A 17,715-nucleotide genomic window follows, 5' to 3' on the forward strand; every position below is an offset into this window, starting at 1 on the left:
GGGTTTGGCGAATTCGCCGTTGAGTTAATGCGGTGCAGCGGGTGGTTTTCTTAAGAGCAGCCTCCTTGCTCCCGGCGGGAACGCGCGTGGTGATGGGGAACGGATCAAGGCCGGCGCTTCCACGGGTCTTGCCAGCGCGGGTCGTGGAGCAACGAGTCGTCGGTCAGGGCCTTGAGAAAGGCCAGCAGGTCGCGCTTCTCTTGCGCGGTGAAATCGATGCGCGCAATCAGCCCGCTCTTGTACGGGTTCAAGCGTCCATCGCCCTGCTGCGGGCCGCTGGCGATCAAGCGGCCGCCCTCGGAGTAGAAGTCGATCACCGCTTCCAGCGTGGCCAGGCTGCCGTCGTGCATATAGGGCCCGGTGACCTCGACGTTGCGCAGGCTCGGCGCACGAAAGGCGCCCATGTCCTCGGCCTTGCCGGTGCTTTCATAGAGCCCGCGATTGGGGAAGGGAAAGCCGCCGGCGCCGTCGATGTTGTACAGCCCGGTGTTGTGAAACGGGGTGTCCACCACCCGGCTGCGGGCATGCACCACCTGATCGTTGAAATTGAAGCTGCCGTGACAGTGATGGCATTCGGCGCGCTCGCCAAAGAACAGCGCCATGCCCCGCTGCTCGCTGTCGCTCAGTGGCTCGCGGCCCTGCAGGTAGCGGTCATAACGGCTGTCCACCGAGACGATGGAACGCTCGAAGGCCGAGATTGCCCGGATCACCGAGGCCATGTTCAACGGCTGCGGCTGATCGGCGAAGGCCTGGCGGAACAGCGGCGGGTACAGCGGATCGGCCGCCAGCCGCGCGAGGATCTGCTGGCGATTGCCGTCATTGACCCCCATCTCGATCGGGTCGTCGCCAAACAGCGGCACCTCCATCTGCCGCTCCAGGCTGACGATGGCCGGCGCCGCCCAGTTATAGGTGGCGTTCCAGGCGCTGTTGGCCAGCCCAGGGGCATTGCGGTGAGTCAGTTCCCCGGTGCCGCCCACCGACAGCGCGCGACCGTCGCTGAAGGCTCGCTCTTGCAGGTGGCAGGAGCTGCAGGAGCGGTTGCCCGTGGCCGACAGTCGCGGGTCATAGAACAGCCGCCGACCCAGTTCGACCTTGGCCGCCGACATCAGGTTGTCCGCCGGTACTCGCGGTTCCGGCACATGGGACGGCAGTTGCCAGTTCCAGTCCTGCGCGGCCACCGGCCAGGCCACCAGCACACTCAGCAACAGCCCTGCGAGCCGGTATCCGCTCCTGCCCTTCATGGCTTGGCGCGCGCCGCAAAAGCCGGCGACTGCCCCGGTTGCAGTGGCAGGCCGCTGTTCAAGTCCAGGCCCAGGCGCGCAAACAGCGTGACGCACTCGGGATCGCTGGGGCCGCTCATGCAACCCAGCGCGGAGCCCCGGTCCTGGCCCAGGGTGCTGTCCTGAAACAGGGCCGCCAGATCCAGGACCACCCGCTGTCGGCCCGGGTCGAAGTCCGGCAGCGTCAGGGGAATGCGATTGGCCCGCTGGCACGCCACCGTTTCGCCGTTCACCGGATTGCCGCTGCAGCCAGTAGCGCCCAGGTGCAGGTACCAGGTGCTGGCCTTGGCGCCGTCGGCCTTGGTCACGCCGCCGACAGGATCGACCTCGAGCTTGATGAACTTGCGCCCGGCCTGCCAGCTCCAGCCCATGGTGGCCAGGTCCAGCGGCGCGCCCTGCAGTTCGGTGCTGCTGTGGTTCAACGCCTCCGGCACGCCCAGGGTCAGGCTCAGCCCCCGGTAGTGCCCGGGCGGTACCTGGCCGGATACCTGGGTGTTGATGCCTGGCGTGCCACCTGCGCAGTGCCCGCTGCCGTCTTCGAAGTCGAGCAAGGCCACCTGGGCGTCCTGCCAGTCATTGATATCCAGGCGCAGCGGCACCCGCTGGCCCGCCGCGTCGATCAACGCCACGTCCTGTACATAGAAGCGCGCATCGTGCAGCGCCAGCCTCTTGCGGTCGTGGCCCAGAGGGCCAAAGGGTTGGCCGCAGTTCACCGGCTGAGCGCCGGCCACCAGGGCGAAATCCACGGTGACCGCCTGCTCGGCAGCGGGCACTGGTTCCTTCGTAGCGCACCCGGCCAGGCTGGCCAGGGCGATCAGGGCAAGGCCTGAAGTCAAATAACCCATAGTGAAACTCCCGAGGTCAGAAACGCGCGCTCAGCGTGAGGTTCACGCTGCGGCCTTCTTCATAGGTAAAGGTGTTGGCCAAGGACTGCTGATAGGTGCTGTAGGCCTTGTCGAACAGGTTGCTGACCCCCAGGTCGGCGCGGTACTGGCGGTACTCGAAGGCACCGCCGATGTCGTGGATCACGTAGCCCTGGCGCCGCCGCAGCTCGGTGGCGTCGTAGTCCTGGGCCCAGACGTACTGGCCCTGGTAGTTCAGCGACCAGTGCTCATCCAGGCGGTACTGGCCGCCGAGCACCAACTTGTCCGGCGGTGCATACAGCTGGGCGCCGGTGTCGGCGTTGCGTGAACGCAGCCGCGAATAGCCGGCGCCCAGGGACAGGCGCTGCCATTGGTAGCTCAGTTGCGCCTCGCCGCCATGGCGCTCGGCCTGGGCCACGTTGACCCGCTGGAAGATCATCCCGGTGCCGGCAAACGGCGCCTGCCGCGCGTAGCGGCCGACCACCTGCTGGTCGATCAGGTCGTCGACGTCTTCGCGAAAGTAGGTGACCTTGGCCCGCAGGCTGTCGCCCCCGGCCAGCAGGTCATCGAACGCCAGCGTGGCGCCGACCTCGCGGGTCTTGCTGGTTTCCGGCTTGAGGCCCGGATTGGGGCGGAAGTTGAACAGCGCCCGGCGGGTGTTCAGGTTGCCGAACATCTCGGTCATGGTCGGCGCGCGGAACGCCTCGCCGTAGCTGACGAACACCCCAAGGAATGCCCAGGGCTGATACTTGAGCGCCACCTTGGGCGACAGCCGGCTGTGGCGGGAATCCTCCTGGCCGGGGGATGTCAGGCGATAGTCGTCATGGCGCAGGGCGGCAATCAGGGTCCAGTCATCGAGAAAGGCCAGCTCATCCTGGACAAAACCACCCAGGGCACGCATGTGGCCATTGGGCAGGACACTGTTGGACTGACCGTCGGAGGCGTTTTCGTTGCTGTCGCGGTAGCCGTCCACGCCGTAGGTCAAACGGTGGGCTCCGGCGTTTCCAGCCTCGATCCGGCTGGTGTTCTGCAAGCTGGCACCCTGGGTCTTGGTCTGGGTGGCGGTGGTGGGTTGACGTGGCACCGAACGGCTGTCGCCGTCGAGGGTGAAGCGCGTCTGGTACAGCGCCAGCTTGCCGTCCAGCAAACGCTGCTCGGCATCCTCGAAGGCCCAGCTGGCGTTGTATTGCTCCTGTTCGCGCTGGAGCTTCTGCGAGAACGGAAACAGCAGGTTGCCGCCAGGGTTGGTCGGGCCGACCATCTGGTCGGCAAAGCGCTGGTAGCCCAGCTCGAAATGGTTCAGCTCGTTGGGCGAAAAACGACTCTTGAGCAGGCCGCTCTGCAGATGGCCGTCGTTGGGGTACTGGGCATCGCTGCCGCTGGCCCCGGTGTGAATGGTGCCGTAGTCGGGGTAGGTGCCGCTGGCCAGAATGTCCGCACGCTCGCCCCGGGCGGCCAGGGTCAGGTTGCTCGACGACTCGCGGTTGGCGCTGCGATAGCCGGCCTTGATCCGGCCGCCGCTGCTTTGGCCCGGGTCAAGCATGTCGTCGGCATTGAGCGTCTCGATGGCCATCACCCCGCCCAGCCCGCCGCTGCCATAGGCGGCGGACATCGGTCCGCGGACCACGTCGATCTGCCGGATCAGGTCCGGATCGATCAGCAACGGTGTGTTGACCCCGCCATCATTGTTGCGTCGCGCGCCATCCACCGTGAGGATGATCCGCGGTCCCTGCAGGCCGCGGATCGCCGGGCTTTGCGCGGCGGCCCGGGGGCCTCCGCCGTAGTTCACGTTGGGCAGGGTGCGCAGCGCCGTGGACAGGGTATTGGCCTGGACCTCATCCAACTGCTGACGCTCAACAGTGGACACCGAGGCCGGCAGTTCAAAGCTGCTGTTGGCGGTACGGGTGGCGGTGACGGTGGTGGTGTCCAGGGCGAAAGGCGACGCCGCCTCTTCCGCGGCCTGTCCATGCGCGGTGTTGATTGCCAGCGCGCAGGCAATCGTCAGCAGCGACAATGGCCAGCGGCGCCGGCCCGGCCCGCCATGGGCGGCGCCAGTGTGATGAAAAGAATGCACGGCAAAAGGTTCGGCAACGCGCAAGGCGGCCGCGACCCGGGTCATAGCAGACATGACAGGACGTCCAAAGGTGATCACGAAAGTGCACCAGGCCCAGAACTTCAGGGCTGGCGTGATGACTGGCGTTCAGCCGATGGCCGGCGGCGCCCTGGCCTGGGGCGTGTCGTCGCGATTACTGACGGAGGAACGGGTATTTTCGGGGGCGCCAGGGACCTCACGGCCGACGCTGGCTGTCGACAACCAGGGCCAGGCCGGCTGCAGCGCCACACCGCCGACAAAGGGGCACAGGGCGCAGCCTTGGGCAGCCCCCTGCCCCTGGCTGTCGTCTTGATCCTGATCCTGATTCTGGCCGGCGCGGGCCTGGAACTCGGCAAGAGACACGCGCTGCATGCCCTGTGCGGTGCACACCAGCAGCCACTCATCGGTGGCGCCGGAGCCCGAGATGGGCATCGGCATGCTGGCCCAGGTCACCGCCTGCAAGACCATGGCCAACAGGCACACCAGCAGGTCGAGCCTGGGGCGAGCGGGTTGCCGGTGCCGGTTGAAGATCATGCAGAGTCCCTGCCGTTTGGGTGTATCAGCGATGCCCGGTGAAAGGGCAAGTTCCGTGCTTGAGTGCCTGATCGTCGGCGTCGATGCCTGCCAGGCGCGACCCGTGAAATCTGCAAAAGAGTGCCGGGCTCCTCGCGAAACACCGGCACTCAGTGGCGTGATGTAACCCTGCCTAGAGAAAGCATCCCGCCGGCCGGCAATGTAGCACGCAGGCTTTGCCGGCCTGACGTGCGACAACCTGCCACAGGTCGACCTCCGATTCCTGGCGGATCGGCCAAGGGTGCGCTGGTCGCCGGCGACTGCGGCAGGCTGTCGCAGTGGGGGCGCAAAAACCCGCTCTCTACACTGCGTCGACCGCGCCGATGCGCGACAACCTGATGATAAGAACACGATGAGGACCATCATGAAGACGCTACTGGCCGCCGCCTGTTTACTCGCATTCACCAGCGCCCACGCCGCCCAGGACCCGGAGGCGGTGTTCAATCGCGCCTGCACCGCCTGCCACAGCGGGCAGTTGCCCATGGCGCCGAAAAAAGGCGATCAGGAGGCCTGGAAGCCGCGCCTGGCGCAAGGCTCCGCGGTGCTGGTCAAGCACGTGACCGAAGGCTTCAACGCCATGCCGCCACGCGGCCTGTGCATGGACTGCAGCGCCGAGGATTACCAGGCGGTGATCGACTGGATGTCCAAGTAAGGCGCGGCCTGCCCTGCCCTGTTCTGCGCTTGCAGCGCAGGCTGGGCAGGCCGTTCAGGGTCGAGTGAGCCTGTGCTGTGGGAAAACTTCGCCAGCGCTGCATCCGTTGGCCGATGCGCACCGTACATTCAGCACCCTCATCAGGAGGGCCGAATAATCGAGGAGCTGCATCATGCAAACCTTTACCAAACGCCTGGCCGCTGTCTGCTTCGCCGTCTTCTCCGTTGCTGCCCCCCTCAGCGGTTTCGCCGCCGATAGCGTGATGGTCGGTGGCGCTGCGATGTACCCCAGCAAAACCATCGTGGAAAACGCGGTCAACTCCAAGGACCACACCACCCTGGTCACGGCGGTCAAGGCCGCGGGGCTGGTGGACACCCTCAACAGCAAAGGCCCGTTCACCGTGTTTGCCCCGACCAACGAGGCGTTCGCCAAGCTGCCGGCCGGCACGGTCGATACCCTGGTCAAGCCTGAACACAAGGCCGACCTGACCAAGATCCTGACCTACCACGTGGTGCCCGGAACCCACACCGCCGGGCAGTTGATGGCCGAGGCCAAGCAGCATGGCGGCCAGGTCATGCTCAAGACCGTCCAGGGCGAAGCGCTGACTGTCAAACCCTATGAAGGCAAGCTCTGGGTGATCGATGCCAAAGGCGGCAAGTCGGCGATCAGCATCGCCGATGTCATGCAGTCCAATGGGGTGATTCACGTGGTCGACAGCGTGCTGCTGCCGCAGTAATCCAAGGTGCCCGGCCGACCTTGCCTCTGCCGGGCATCGTCCCTGTGTGACCAGCCCCCTGCGACCAGGCTCCCACGGCCTTCGCCGCGGGGCCTTGGCCCGATAGCGGGTTCAGGGAATCGGCAACCAGCGGCGAAATCCCGAACCGCCCTTGGCGCTCAACGGGCACCAGGCAAAGTCCCAGGGCACTGGCGGATACTCCTCCGGCTCGCCATCAACCTGTGGCGCCAGACGCGGCGCCACCTTCCAGTCGAACACCCAGTCCGGCGATTCGCGCCAGGCCAGCACCAGCCCACGGGCCTGACTGTCGTCGGTGTTGATCCAGCGCGCGGCCGCGGCGGTCATGAACGCCTCGATATGCTCGGCATCGATCCGCGCCCCGTAGCGTGAGCCCAGGAGCCAGCGGCACAGGTTCAGGTAATAGGTCCAGTTCAGCGGCGGATGATTGCGGTAGGCCCAGGTCATGAAGCCACGGAAGATGTTCAAGCCATCCGGTGGATCGAGCTTGAGCAGCCCCGGACAAACATCGAACAAGGTGTGCCAGTAAGGCAGCAGGCGCGCATCCAGGTGCACGAAGCTGCGGGCGTTGCTCGGGTAATCGGGAAACGGCAGCAGAAAATCGCCGTGGTTCTGTCCCCGGGGGCTCTTGCTCAGCAGGCGGCTGACCCCAGAGGGGATCGCCAGTGTGCGCATCTCAGCCTGCGGCGCCCCCGTACTCGCGTTGGCGGCAACGGGCCGCGCTGGCTGTCGCCAACCTTGAATGATTCGAGCCATGTCGTGCTCCTTTGCATCTCAGCCATAACCATGAACACGCCCTCGGCCCAGTGGCCGTGGAAATGCGCGGATAACAAGGGTCATGTGCGAGCGTGAGGACAGGAACGCCGCGGCCAGGCGTTGTGCCGGCTGGCCTGGCGCAGGCCGCAGCGGACCCGCAGCGGCAAGCACCCGGACTCGCGGGCACAGGTTGCAAACCGTTCATGCCACACACTTGCAATCATGAGGATCGAATGGCCCGGATTCAGCCACGCAGCAGCGACCGCCGGCGGCGGCCACAGAGGTGAAGGACACAGGCCAGGCGGCGGTCAGCGGCGAATGCGGCTGCCCGCCTGCGGGCTCAGATCAGCGGGGAGGCACGAGGGTTGGCCGAGGGCCAGGAGTAGCGTGGGGGCGCCTTGCAGCGCGGTTCAAGACAGCGGCGCCGGACTTGGCCGATGCGCAGCAGCCAGCTCAGGCAGAACAGCAGGACCAGATTCAGCGCGGCTCCCGAGCAGACCGGGCAGGAAAAACTGCCGACCCAGGCACTGGCGGCCTGATCGCTGAAATCGGACTTCTGCACCGGCGCCTGGCTGCCCTGGGTGGAGCAGAACTGCCCGCCTACACCATTGAGGGCAAGGCCCATCATCTGGCCGTGCCCCAAACCGCAGGCGAACACATTGAACAGGACGCAAAAGTACAGGGTCCAGGCAATCAGCGAGCGGTCGGGGCGGGACAATTTCATGGGCGGCGACTTTAACACCGAACAGCGGAGCGGATGAAGCGCGACTTGGGGGCGCGTCAACCTGCCACCCAGAGCACCAGGGTGGAGCAGAACGGCGCCCACATCAGGCGCCGTGCAGAGCATGTGAAATGCCCCGCCACGCTTCTTGCTGGCCTCAAACCAGCGGCGTACCATCGCCGCACTTTGCCGAACCGGCACTCCCAGTCTGCGTGATCAGCGCCTTGAACCCGTCTTCCCGCTTCCGCCCATTACGCCGACTGGCCCTGCGCTTGGCTTTGCTTGCCGCGCTGCTGCCCAGCTTGATGCTGCTGCTACCGGTGGTTCAGGCGACTCCAGCAGGCATGGAGCGCAACTGCCTGATGGCCGCGCCGGGCCATGCTGCGCACCACCCGGACTCCGCCGGACTGCAGGACTGCCATTGTGTGTTGTGCCTGGTCCAGGCCCTGGATGTAGGCCTGCCCGGCAGCCTCGCTGTGTTCCCGTTGCCCGCGCCTCGCCAGGGCTTTTTCCAAGCGGGCGTCAGCCCTTCCCTGTTTCCCGCTCTGCGGCTCAGCGCCCAGCCGCGCGCGCCCCCTCTGCACGCCTGAAGCCCACTGCTGCGGTCCGTCCCTGCGCCCTCGCCAGAGGCGGACGCCCGTGTCTGCCCATTTATCTTCAGGAATTACCATGCGCCTTCATTCCATCCGTGGCGGCCGCCGTATGTTGCTGCCCATGTTTACCCTGTCCGTCACCGCCCTGCTGCCCCACACCGCCCTGGCCTGTGCCAGTTGCGGCTGCACCTTGAGTTCCGACTGGGACAACCTGGGCATCAGCAACTCATCCGGCCTGAAACTGGATCTGCGTTATGACTACCTCAACCAGAATCAGCTGCGCAGTGGCAGTAGTACGATCTCGCCACGCACCGCCAGCCAGATCAACAACCAGGGCCAAGCCCAGGAAGTCGAGAAATACACCCGCAACGACTATCTGACCTTAGGCCTGGACTACAGCATCAATCGCGACTGGGGGGTGAATCTGCAGATGCCCTACATTTTCCGCAGCCACAGCACCCTGGGCACGGCTTCGGACGGCGTCAGCGCCGGTGACGGTGGCGGCCAGTACAGCTCCAAGACCTCCAGTCTCGGAGATGTGAAGATCATCGGGCGTTATCAGGGCTTTACCCCGCAGCACAACTTCGGCCTGCTGTTCGGCGTCAAGCTGCCCACCGGCAGCCATGACGACACGGCCTCCTCCAGCGACCCCAGCACGCCTGGCCCGGTGCCGATCGATCGCGGCCTGCAGCCCGGAACCGGCACCACCGACGCCATCCTCGGCGCCTACTACATGGACAGCCTGAACAAGAACTGGGACTACTTCGGCCAGGCCATGGTGCAACGGGCCATGGACTCCAGCGATCAGTACCGCCCGGGAGACGGCATCAACCTGAACGCCGGGCTGCGTTACATGGGCAACGCCTATGTCATGCCGCAACTGCAAGTCAATGTGCGCCATGTCGAACGTGACCAGGGTGCTCAGGCTGACACCGTGAGTACCGGCGGCACCCTGGCCTACCTCAGTCCGGGCGTGACCATCCCTGTCACCGCCAAGGCGTCGCTGTACAGCTTCGTGCAGGTGCCGGTGTATCAGAACGTCAATGGCGTGCAGCTTGCGCCCCGCTATACGGCAACCGTAGGTGCGCGTTACGCCTTCTAGCCCTGCACTGGGAGTCAGGTCGTTCCTGCTCCCGGTGTGGCGTTCCTTCAGCACGCCGCACCCTCCGGTGCGGCGTACCCGACAGATCGAGGTACATGCAATGCCTTTCAACCCGTTGACCGCCCCCTGGCTGGCACTCTGCTGCGCTCTGACCTGCCTCCCCGCCCTGGCCGTCGATGTCGGCGAGCAGGCCCCACCGCTGACGCTCAAGACCCTGGACGGCAGCCTGTTCGACTTGAAGCAGCAGGCCGGACAGGTGGTGATCGTCAACTTCTGGGCCTCCTGGTGCGAGCCGTGCCGCGCGGAAATGCCGGCGATGCAGCGCTATTACCAGCAGCACAAGGAACAGGGATTGAAGATTGTCGCCATCAGCCTGGATGACCCGCAGGACGACGCGCTGGTACGCGAGGTCATGGCCAACTACAGCTATCCGGCGGCCTTCCAGCGTGATGCCGATTTCAAGGGCTTTGGCCGGGTCTGGCGGATGCCGATGACTTACGTCATCGACCGGAAGGGGGTGATTCGCAAGGATGGCAGCATCGGCGATCCCAAAATCGATCTGCCCTTGCTGGAACAAGTGGTCACCCCACTGTTGACGGCACCTTGAACAAAGGCTTGAAGCGCCGGACGCTCTAGACGACGGCGCTGCTCAAGCCATTCCATAAGGCAATGACGGCGACTTCGGGGTGGTGGACGTCATAGGCAAGGATGCTCAATGAGGCGGTATCCAGGGGGAAATGCTGCGCCGCAACCGGAGGGAGATCCACCCAGCGCGCGGCCAGCACGGCAGCAAATTGACCATGGGAAAAAAGCGCCACGTTGCCTTCCAGTGTTCGCAGATGACTGATGAGCCGGTCGGCGCGCTCGCCGATTTGCAGCGGGCTTTCACCGTTGGGGCAGCCATCGCGAAACAGGTTCCATCCGTTTCGCAGCTTTTGAATATCCATTGAACGCAAGCCTTCGTAATCGCCGTAGTTCCACTCCAGCAGTTGCGGGTCGATCTGCGCGTGTGCCCCCAGCCCCGCCAGCGCACAGGTTCGCTGTGCCCGTTGCATTGGACTGGTCAGTACTTGGCTGAAGGGGATGTCCCGCACAGGCCCGATAAGCCTCTTCGCTTCAGTCTCGCCATGGGCCGTCAATGGCACATCCGTGCGGCCGGTGTGCTGACGAGAAAGTGTCCATGGGGTTTCACCATGCCTGACCAGGTAGAGACGCAGGGGCTTGGGGCAATTCATATCAGCTTCCTTTCCAGGGCCACGCTGTATTGACCACGACAGGCCGCGTGGTTGCATGCGAGTCGATGCAAGAGGGCCTGTTGGGCTGCCCGCAGATTGGCCTCGTCACCGCGCCAGATCTCCAGTGCGGGATACTGCACGGCGCGGGCGAACGAAAACGCCAATGCCCAGGGCAACGGTGACTTGGAGCGCGTATTCATGGCATTCAACCGGCTTGAGGCCAGCTCTGCCGATTGCCCGCCCGACAGGAACACGATGCCCGGTAACGCTGCCGGCACGCTGCGCTTCAGGCAGTTGAGGGTGGCATCGGCTATCGCTTCCAGCGAAACCGGGAGGGTGCAAGCCAGACCGGGGAGCACCATATTGGGTTTCAACAGCATCCCCTCAAGCCGCACTCGCTGGCTGTGCAGCGCCTTGAACACCCTGCGCAGGACATCCTCCGTCACCACCGCACAACGCTCCAGGGAATGGTCTCCCTCCATCAGCACTTCCGGCTCGACGACAGGCACTAACCCCGCCTCCTGGCACAATGCGGCATACCGTGCCAGCGCCTGAGCGTTGGCCTCGATGCAACCGCTGCTGGGGATGCCCTCCCCCACAGTGATCACCGCACGCCACTTGGCAAACCGGGCGCCCAGCTGAACGTACTCATCAAGCCGCCCGCGCAGCCGATCCAGACCCTCGGTGATTTTCTCTCCCGGATGACCGGCCAGGTCAGTCGTGCCAAGGTCGACCTTGATCCCCGGCATGATGCCCACTGCGCTGAGGGCGTGACTCATTGGCTGGCGATGCCGGGTGTGCTGGCGAATGCTTTCATCGCAAAGAATCGCCCCGTTGATGTACTCACCCAGACCCGCTGTGGTGACGATGAGCTCTCGATAGGCGCGCCGGTTCTCCTCGGTCTGGGCAATGCCCAGTGGAGCAAAGCGGCGGTTGCAGGTGGCGGGACTTTCGTCCATGGCCAGCAAACCTCTATGGCCCGCCACCAGCAGCTGTGCGGTATCAACCAGTGCTTGCGCCTTCATGCTCTACCCCTTGTTGATGTCGGGTGTATCGACCTCAGCTATCGGTAAACAGCTGGCCCCTTGCCTGCCCTTGCGCCAGCGGCGGCGGGCTTTGCCGTTCGCTGAAGTCCGCGGTCCAGCTCCAGTGGCGGATTTCCGGCAGGTCTTCGAAATGTTCGCGAATCCACAAGTAATGCCGGCGCAACTGGCTCTGGAAATAACGGATGGCTTCCAGGCTCTGCTCTCGCAAGCGCGGCACGTGCTTCAAGGCGTCGATCGCCAGTTGATAACGGCTCATATTGTTCAGCACCACCATGTCGAAAGGCGTGGTGGTGGTACCGCGATCGCTGAACCCGCGCACGTGAAACCGAGCTTCATTGGCCCGCCCATGGACCATGGAGTGGATCACCCAGGGCGAGCCATGAAAGGCGAACATCACCGGCACATCTCGGGTGAACAGCGCTTCGAACGACAGATGGTCCATGCCGTGAGGCCGGTCCTGGGGCGCGCTGAGAGTACCCAGATCGACCACATTGACCAGCCTGACCCGGATGCCCGGTACATGTTTCTGTAGCAGCCAGCTGGCCGCCACCGCTTCCGCCGTAGGCACATCGCCAGCGCACGCCAGCACCACATCGGGTGATTTTCCCTGATCATTGCTGGCGAACGACCAGATCGAGGCGCCCTGGGAGCAGTGCTTGAGGGCTGCCGCAAAGTCCAGCCACTGAAAGTCCGGCTGTTTGCCGCAGGTCACCACGTTGATGCAGTCGCGGCTGCGCAGGCAGTGGTCGAACACATTCAGCAGGCAATTGGAGTCCGGCGGGTAATACACCCGTACCACGTCGGATCGGCGTTGCAGCACATTGTCGACAAAGCCCGTGGACTGATGGCTGAAGCCATTGTGGTCGTTACGCCAGGCATGACTGGTGATCAGGATGTTCAAGGACGCCAAAGGGCGACGCCAGGCAAACTCCTTGCTCTGCTGCAGCCATTTGGCGTGCTGGGTGACCATGGAATCGACCACCTGAGCAAAGGCCTCGTAGGTCGACCACATGCCGTGGCGGCCGGTCAGCAGGTAGCCCTCCAGCCAGCCTTCGCACAGATGCTCGCTGAGCACCTCCATGACCCGACCGTCCGGCGACAACTGATCGTCAACCGACAGACAGGGGCCGGCAGCCGTGCGATTGCTGGCTTGGAATACCGCGTTGAGGCGGTTGGAGTTGGTTTCATCCGGGCCAAACACGCGAAAGTTGTGCGGGTTGTTGCCCATCACATCGCGCAGGTACTGGCCCAGTTTGCGTGGTGCCTCGGCAATGACTTGCCCGGGCCCTGGAACCTGCAGCGCGTAATTGGCGAAGTCCGGCAGTTCCAGGGCGACCAGCCGACGCCCGCCATTTACATAGGGAACCGCGCCCATGCGCAACTCGGCCGGCGGCGTCAGGGCCTGAAGCTCGGGCAGCAATGTCCCGCCGTCACTGAACAAGGAAGCCGGCGCATAGCTGCGCATCCAGCTTTCCAGCTGCTGCAGGTGCTCGGGATTGTCGCGGACATTGGCCAGGGGCACCTGATGCGCGCGGAAGGTGCCTTCCACGGGCAGGCCGTCCACCACCTTCGGCCCGGTCCAGCCCTTGGGGCTGCGCAGGATAATCAGCGGCCAGCGCGCCCGTACCGGCGCGCCGAGGGTCCTGGCCTGCTCCTGGATCGACAGGATCTGGTCGTGACAGTCATTGAGCGCAGCGGCGAAGCGTTGATGCATTCCGGGCAGATCGTCACCGGCGACGATCAGCGGCTGATAACCGCGCCCGCGATACAGCTCGATCAAGTCTTCGTCGGCCAGGCGCGCTTCCACCGTCGGCCCGGAAATCTTGTAGCCGTTGAGGTGCAGGATCGGCAGCACCGCGCCGTCACGCCGGGGGTCCAGAAAGTGCACGCTCTTCCAGCTGCCCTCCAGCGGGCAGGTTTCGGCTTCGCCATCACCGATGACACAGGCCACCAGCAAGTCCGGGTTGTCGAATACCGCGCCGAAGGCGTGCAACAGCGAATAGCCCAGCTCGCCGCCTTCGTGCAGTGAATTGGGGGTGTGCGGCCCACAATGGCTGGGAATCCCGCCGGGGGTGGAGAAACTGCGAAACAGCCGCAGCATGCCCGCTTCATCCTCGGTGACGTCGGCATGCACCTCGCTGTAGGTGCCCTCCAGCCAGGCGCAGGCATTGAGCGTGGGGCCGCCATGGCCCGGCCCGGAAACGAAGACGGTCTGCACGCCGCGCTCGCTGATCAGCCGGTTCAGGTGCACGTAGATGAAACTCTGCCCGACCGATGTCCCCCAGTGCCCCAGCAGCCGCGGCTTGATGTGCTCGGGGCGCAAGGGTTCACGCAGCAAGGCGTTGGCCTGCAGGTAGATCTGGCCGACGCACAGGTAGTTGGCCGCATTCCAGTAGCGCTGCAGGCGCTGCAGCAGCTCGGGCGCCAGCGGCCCGCCTTGCTCGGCAGCGCAGGCCTGAACCGGTAACGGGGTATCGACCAGCTCAGCGCTGGAAAGCCGTGCATTGAAGCGATACATAGTGACTCCACTGAAGGCGTTGCCAGGCAAGCGTTCCCTGGCGGACCAGGACTTGAAGCGCTGGACGCTAGGAAAAGTTGGACAACTGGTGCAAGGCATGGCGGGCCATGATCAGGTTTTCGTCGGTCGGTATGACCCAGGCCGTCACCTCGCTGCCGGGCCGTGACAGGCACCCCGCGGCATCGTGGGTCTGCTGCGCCTGCGGGCGCAGCCCCAGCCAGCGACAACCGTCGAGTATTGCGCTGCGAACCTCAGGCGCGTGTTCGCCGATTCCTGCGGTAAACACCAGGGCATCGATCCCGCCCAGTACCGCGGCCAGGGTGCCGATCTCTCGCACCACACTGCGCACGAACAGGGCAATCGCGTGCCTGGCTTCAGGCGCGGCACTGGCCTGCAACTCGCGCATATCGCTGGACAGGCCCGACACCCCCAGCAGCCCGCATTCGTGATACAGCAAGTGCTCCAGCGCCTGCGGGGTCATGCCGCACTCGCGCAGCAGATACAGCAGGATGCCGGGATCCAAATGCCCAGGCCGGGTGCCCATGAGCACGCCATCCAGCGTGGAGAAACCCATGCTGGTGGCGCGACTGACGCCGTTATCCAGCGCACACAGGCTGGCCCCGCTGCCCAGGTGGGCGACGATGGTTCTGCCTGCCGCTGCGCGCGGGTCGTAGCGAGGCAGCACGCTGGCGATGTACGCGTAGGACAGGCCATGAAAGCCGTAGCGGCGCAGGCCCCGTTCGGTCAGCGCCCGGGGGAGCCCATAGTCGGTTTCCAGGGGGTCGAGGGTGCTGTGGAACGCGGTGTCGAAGCAGGCGAACTGCAGCAGGCCCGGGTGTTCACCGGCCAGGTAGCTGATCGGCGCCAGGCACCTGGCTTGATGCAGTGGCGCCATGGGCACCCGCGCTTGCATCTGTGCCATCAGTTGCGGGTCGATACGCCGGACGACCTCGGTGCATGTCCCGCCGTGTACCACCCGATGAACTGCGGCACGGATTGTTCCGTGGCAATGGCGTTCGATCCAGTCCATCAGATTGAACAAGGTCACGCTTGACGATGAGGCATCGTTGCGTGGCCATTGCTCTTCCTGCTGCCTGGGAACCCCGCTGTGGCGGAAGATCAGGTGTTCGGTGTCGTGCTGCACATTGAACGTACCGTTTCCCAGGCATTGCGGTTCGCCCTCGGCATCCACAGTCGTGTGGTACAGCGAGAACTTGATCCCTGAAGACCCTGCATTCAGGACCAACAGCACAGGGCGTGAATCGTCAGTCATGAAGCCTTCCTCCCAGAATGAGCCGCGATGCTTCTTCCCTATGCCGGGTACTGACACCGTTGAGTCCAGCGCCCGTCAGTCTGGGCGCCGCTGAGTCGAACGTTCTGATCTGGATCAGAAAGCACCGACCTGCACGGGCAAAAAAATCCCGACGTTACTCACGGCGCACCAGCCAGAGCCCCGGCAACATCGGCAGCCAGAACGTCAGGCCGCGAAACAGCAGCGTGGCCGACAGCGCGACCGCAAGATCCACCCCGACCCAGCGCAAACTCACCACCGCCGCCGCTTCGAAGGCGCCCAGTCCACCCGGGACCAGGCCGACGCTGCGCAACATGCTGGCGAGCATGAACCCGGCAAACAGCCCCACCGGGTTGGCCAATACCCCCAATGCCAGCACCAGCAGCCAGAATGTCGCACTGTCGAGCAGGATGATCGCCAGTTCGAGCAAGGTGACACGCCCCAACAACCCGCGACTGCCAACCAGTTGCTTGTCCGCGCCGGTGATCAGGGAAATGCCTTTGCGGATAATGGCGAAACCCTGTCCCGGCACATGGGCCGCGAGTCGGCCATTGCCGACCAATTTGGGGGCCAGCACCGCCAGCGCCAGGCTGACCGCGATAAACGCCAGGCACAGCGTCGTTATGGTGGTCGTTGCATGCCCCTGGAACATCAACACCAGCAAGGCCACGCCGACAGAGAGCACGTAAGCCAGGAAGTAGCCGGAGAGATCCAGCACCAGGCATGCCAGGACCACGGGTTTGGTAAAACCCTGGCGCATGAATGAAGCCACCACGGCAAACGCTCCACTGATCCCGGAAGACGGCAGCGCCTGATCGACGAACAGTTTCATCAGGCTCAATTTCGCCGCTTTCCAGAGCGAAAGGTGCTGGTTTCCGGCCATCAGCACGCTGCGAAAAATCTGCCCCTGGGCGACATAAGTCAGGATCTGCGCCAGTACCGCCGCAGCGAACCATAGCGGCTGGATCTGGGGCAGCAAGGCAGCGAAGGATTCGGCGTCGGAAAAGTGCAGCGCCAGTCCAATCACCGCTGCCAGCATTGCCGCGCCCAGCAACCAGGTCGCCCAGAGGACGGAAGCACTGTGATGCATCACCTCATCGACTGCCGAAGCAGGGATCGAGTCTGGCGTTTCGGGGGTTACCGACATGTTGAGCCTCTGGCTGATCCAGATACCAATAGGGTTGGCGCCAAAGCGCCCCAAGCCGCGGTCAAGGGGGGAGCAGCGGTAACCTCACGACGAACCGACTGCCTTTACCGCTGCCCTCGCTCATGCCCTTCACCGTACCGCCATGGGCTTCAACCAGCTCGCGCACCACCGTCAGGCCAATGCCCAGGCCGGCGCCGTTGAAACCTATGGCTTGAGCGTCCTGAATGAAGGGTTCGAAGACGAACGGCAGCGCTTGGGCGGAGATGCCAATCCCGTTATCACACACCGTCAGTTGCACGACCTCGCCCTGGATGATGACCGAGAGCTCCACCCTGCCCTCGGCCGGGGTGTATTTGGCGGCATTGCCCAGCAGGTTGCCGAGGATCTGCTTGAGCCGGATCGGGTCGCCCTCCAGCATCAGCGGGGCGTCCGGCCGTTCGCTGCTGAAGTGCAAATGCCGGGTATTCATCGCCGGCCTGCACGTCTCGATGGCGTCATCGATGATTGCCCGCAGGTCCAGCACGCGGCGGTCAGGTGCAACTTGCCGGTGCTGACACGAGAAACGTCGAGCAGGTCCTCCACCAGCCGCGACAACTGCTGCACCTGGCCTTCGATCAGGGCCTGCATGCGCGGCAGTTCTTCGCTGGGCACCCGGGCCAGGCGCCCGGCAATCATGCTGATGGGGGTCAAGGGGTTGCGCAGTTCGTGGGCGACCAGCACCAGGATGTGCCGCTGTTGCTCAAGCAACTGTTCGGCTGCGGCTTGCAGGTGCTGGGCGCTGAGCGCGGCGAGCACCAATTGCTCATTGGCTTCGCGCATATCCAGGTTCAACTGCTGTTCATCCTGGGTCAGCTGCAGCGCCTCGGCGTTGGACTGGGCCAGCAGGATGGCCTGCACCAACTGTTGATTGGCTTCGATCAGTTGTTCGACGTACTGGCTGTCGACGACCCGGGTGTTGGCTTCACCCAGTTCCTTTTGCAATGCGGCCAATACCGCGCGCGCCTGGACGATCTTCTGCCCGAGCAGGAACAGTTCGGCTGCAGCAGTGGCCATGGTTTGATCGGTCTTGCCTGCGCCCTCGTTCATGATGGT

The 17,715-nt window shown here is 64.5% G+C and carries 18 protein-coding genes; 5 read left to right on the plus strand and 13 right to left on the minus strand.

Annotated elements, in window-relative coordinates:
• Positions 1-104 precede the first annotated feature (104 nt).
• The 4 genes from GGI48_RS30735 to GGI48_RS30750 form a co-directional block, all read right to left on the minus strand.
• The gene (locus GGI48_RS30735; protein WP_179601775.1) at positions 105-1,241 is read right to left on the minus strand and encodes a methanobactin export MATE transporter MbnM; all 1,137 of its coding nucleotides are present in this window, start codon (positions 1,239-1,241) and stop codon (positions 105-107) included.
• Positions 1,238-2,125 carry an MbnP family copper-binding protein gene (locus tag GGI48_RS30740; protein ID WP_179601777.1) on the minus strand — a complete coding sequence of 296 codons (888 nt, stop codon included), beginning with the start codon at positions 2,123-2,125 and terminating at the stop codon, positions 1,238-1,240. Before GGI48_RS30740 ends, GGI48_RS30735 begins: the two co-directional genes overlap by 4 nt.
• 16 nt (positions 2,126-2,141) lie before the next feature.
• Positions 2,142-4,271, minus strand: a complete 2,130-nt coding sequence (locus GGI48_RS30745) for a TonB-dependent hemoglobin/transferrin/lactoferrin family receptor (protein WP_179601779.1) — start codon at positions 4,269-4,271, stop codon at positions 2,142-2,144.
• A 72-nt stretch (positions 4,272-4,343) separates the two neighbouring features.
• Complete coding sequence (locus GGI48_RS30750) at positions 4,344-4,769, minus strand: DUF2946 family protein (protein ID WP_179601782.1); 426 nt, start codon at positions 4,767-4,769, stop codon at positions 4,344-4,346.
• A 400-nt stretch (positions 4,770-5,169) separates the two neighbouring features.
• Between GGI48_RS30750 and GGI48_RS30755 the strand changes: the two genes are divergently transcribed.
• Both GGI48_RS30755 and GGI48_RS30760 read left to right on the plus strand, forming a co-directional pair.
• A complete protein-coding gene (locus tag GGI48_RS30755; protein WP_372840534.1) occupies positions 5,170-5,460 on the plus strand; it encodes a c-type cytochrome in 291 nt (96 codons plus the stop codon).
• Between the two features lie 172 nt (positions 5,461-5,632).
• Positions 5,633-6,196, plus strand: a complete 564-nt coding sequence (locus tag GGI48_RS30760) for a fasciclin domain-containing protein (RefSeq protein ID WP_016964374.1) — start codon at positions 5,633-5,635, stop codon at positions 6,194-6,196.
• Positions 6,197-6,307: 111 nt separating this feature from the next.
• Here GGI48_RS30760 and GGI48_RS30765 read toward each other — a convergent pair whose 3' ends face one another.
• Positions 6,308-6,889 carry a putative natural product biosynthesis protein gene (locus tag GGI48_RS30765; protein WP_179601784.1) on the minus strand — a complete coding sequence of 194 codons (582 nt, stop codon included), beginning with the start codon at positions 6,887-6,889 and terminating at the stop codon, positions 6,308-6,310.
• 421 nt (positions 6,890-7,310) lie between these two features.
• Positions 7,311-7,694, minus strand: coding sequence for a DUF2946 domain-containing protein (locus GGI48_RS30770; protein ID WP_042940846.1), 384 nt, complete (start codon positions 7,692-7,694; stop codon positions 7,311-7,313).
• 269 nt (positions 7,695-7,963) lie between these two features.
• On the opposite strand from GGI48_RS30770, the gene GGI48_RS30775 reads away from it, so the two are divergent.
• The 3 genes from GGI48_RS30775 (at position 7,964) to GGI48_RS30785 (ending at position 9,993) form a co-directional block, all read left to right on the plus strand.
• On the plus strand, positions 7,964-8,281 hold the full coding sequence (locus GGI48_RS30775; protein ID WP_185909083.1) for a DUF2946 family protein: 318 nt from the start codon (positions 7,964-7,966) through the stop codon (positions 8,279-8,281).
• A gap of 79 nt (positions 8,282-8,360) precedes the next feature.
• Positions 8,361-9,386, plus strand: a complete 1,026-nt coding sequence (locus tag GGI48_RS30780; RefSeq protein ID WP_179601788.1) for a TonB-dependent receptor — start codon at positions 8,361-8,363, stop codon at positions 9,384-9,386.
• Positions 9,387-9,486: 100 nt separating this feature from the next.
• Entirely contained in the window at positions 9,487-9,993 is a 507-nt protein-coding gene (locus tag GGI48_RS30785; protein WP_052960060.1) for a TlpA disulfide reductase family protein, read from the plus strand.
• 25 nt (positions 9,994-10,018) lie between these two features.
• Here GGI48_RS30785 and GGI48_RS30790 read toward each other — a convergent pair whose 3' ends face one another.
• The 7 genes from GGI48_RS30790 to GGI48_RS31310 all read right to left on the minus strand — a co-directional run bounded on the left by GGI48_RS30790 (position 10,019) and on the right by GGI48_RS31310 (position 17,709).
• Positions 10,019-10,621: a histidine phosphatase family protein gene (locus GGI48_RS30790; protein ID WP_047304374.1), complete on the minus strand. Its 603-nt coding sequence runs from the start codon at positions 10,619-10,621 to the stop codon at positions 10,019-10,021.
• Positions 10,618-11,646: a class I fructose-bisphosphate aldolase gene (locus GGI48_RS30795; RefSeq protein WP_047304373.1), complete on the minus strand. Its 1,029-nt coding sequence runs from the start codon at positions 11,644-11,646 to the stop codon at positions 10,618-10,620. Before GGI48_RS30795 ends, GGI48_RS30790 begins: the two co-directional genes overlap by 4 nt.
• A 34-nt stretch (positions 11,647-11,680) precedes the next feature.
• The gene (locus tag GGI48_RS30800; protein WP_179601790.1) at positions 11,681-14,185 is read right to left on the minus strand and encodes a phosphoketolase; all 2,505 of its coding nucleotides are present in this window, start codon (positions 14,183-14,185) and stop codon (positions 11,681-11,683) included.
• A 67-nt stretch (positions 14,186-14,252) separates the two neighbouring features.
• The gene (locus tag GGI48_RS30805; RefSeq protein ID WP_179601792.1) at positions 14,253-15,458 is read right to left on the minus strand and encodes an acetate/propionate family kinase; all 1,206 of its coding nucleotides are present in this window, start codon (positions 15,456-15,458) and stop codon (positions 14,253-14,255) included.
• A 154-nt stretch (positions 15,459-15,612) separates the two neighbouring features.
• Positions 15,613-16,623: a lysylphosphatidylglycerol synthase transmembrane domain-containing protein gene (locus GGI48_RS30810; protein WP_179601794.1), complete on the minus strand. Its 1,011-nt coding sequence runs from the start codon at positions 16,621-16,623 to the stop codon at positions 15,613-15,615.
• Positions 16,624-16,684: 61 nt separating this feature from the next.
• Positions 16,685-17,092 carry a sensor histidine kinase KdpD gene (locus GGI48_RS31305; protein WP_260620582.1) on the minus strand — a complete coding sequence of 136 codons (408 nt, stop codon included), beginning with the start codon at positions 17,090-17,092 and terminating at the stop codon, positions 16,685-16,687.
• Positions 17,089-17,709, minus strand: coding sequence for a sensor histidine kinase (locus GGI48_RS31310; RefSeq protein ID WP_260620583.1), 621 nt, complete (start codon positions 17,707-17,709; stop codon positions 17,089-17,091). Before GGI48_RS31310 ends, GGI48_RS31305 begins: the two co-directional genes overlap by 4 nt.
• Positions 17,710-17,715: the final 6 nt, after the last annotated feature.

Origin of the sequence: Pseudomonas protegens (assembly GCF_013407925.2) — a bacterium.
GTDB lineage: Bacteria > Pseudomonadota > Gammaproteobacteria > Pseudomonadales > Pseudomonadaceae > Aquipseudomonas > Aquipseudomonas fluorescens_AP.